The sequence below is a fragment of the Paenibacillus sp. P4_E11 genome (assembly GCF_056401635.1).
The window spans coordinates 1-947 of the sequence record NZ_JBFUIX010000568.1; the positions used below are offsets into that span (position 1 = coordinate 1).

Sequence of the window (947 nt, forward strand, 5' to 3'; positions counted from 1 at the left end):
CGTTTAATAAAGGTAACTCAGGGGTGATAGGCCCTTGAGGTTTTACATCCTCTGTAAAACTTATTCTGCAGGTCCAGTCACTTACCCTTGTTCCGCCGCGTCGGGAAGTAACAGTGTAGCCACGACTGAATAATTCCTCATAAACAATCTGTATAGTTGAGCGGGAGACACCAACCAATAGTGCGAGTTCACGAGAAGGTAGCAGCAATTCGCCTGGTGGCCATTTGCCGGTTGTGATATTATGAATAGCTTGGTCAAGCAGTTGTTGCCATATTGGGCGTATGTCATCACGGTTAATTTTTAGCATCCATTTCACCTCTAGTTGTATTCGGATCAAAATATGGACCGCTTAATTACTTCATATATATGCTTTATAGCATTCCATTAATTGATATACTATCATGGTGCTAGTCGCCCGAGCAATTATTTTGTCGTCGTCAGAATCTCCAGTTTGGGCGCGCGGGGAGGGCATGGAAGGAGATTCCGACCGTTGTTGAAATATTGTTCCTATGATTGAATTTTAGCGGTGAGAACAACATTTCAAAGACGGACGCTTCGCTTCTCCACCCCCTCCCACTGACCGAGTTAGCCGATTTTCCCTTTTAACTCCCGCTCAAGGCCAACGCCCAATCATCGCACTCCCCCAAAAAAGCCCCTTTGCGGGGACCCCGGGATTAATAAATTCTTATCGGTTAAAAAATACTTAGTGTGACCAAACGTCTGATCACGAGACCATCTCAGCAAGAAAAGAACACTAAGAACAAACAAAAACACCGGGAAAACCCCGGTGCAGTAATTTTTATAGTGAAGCCTAGGGGGATCGAGCCCCTGAGCTCATCGCTGCCAACGAAGCGCTCTACCACCATTGGATATTCACAATCAAAAAGGTTGACGGACCCAGACTAATAGCATGGCAATGCAAAGGCAGCTCAAAACTGGTATCGTTC

General features: G+C 45.6%; 1 protein-coding gene. It reads right to left on the minus strand.

Features of this window, described 5'->3' with window-relative positions:
• Positions 1–307, minus strand: a 307-nt coding sequence (locus AC1DWB_RS36085) for a GntR family transcriptional regulator (RefSeq protein ID WP_477545859.1), incomplete at its 3' end; no start/stop codon positions are given.
• Positions 308–947 lie beyond the last annotated feature (640 nt).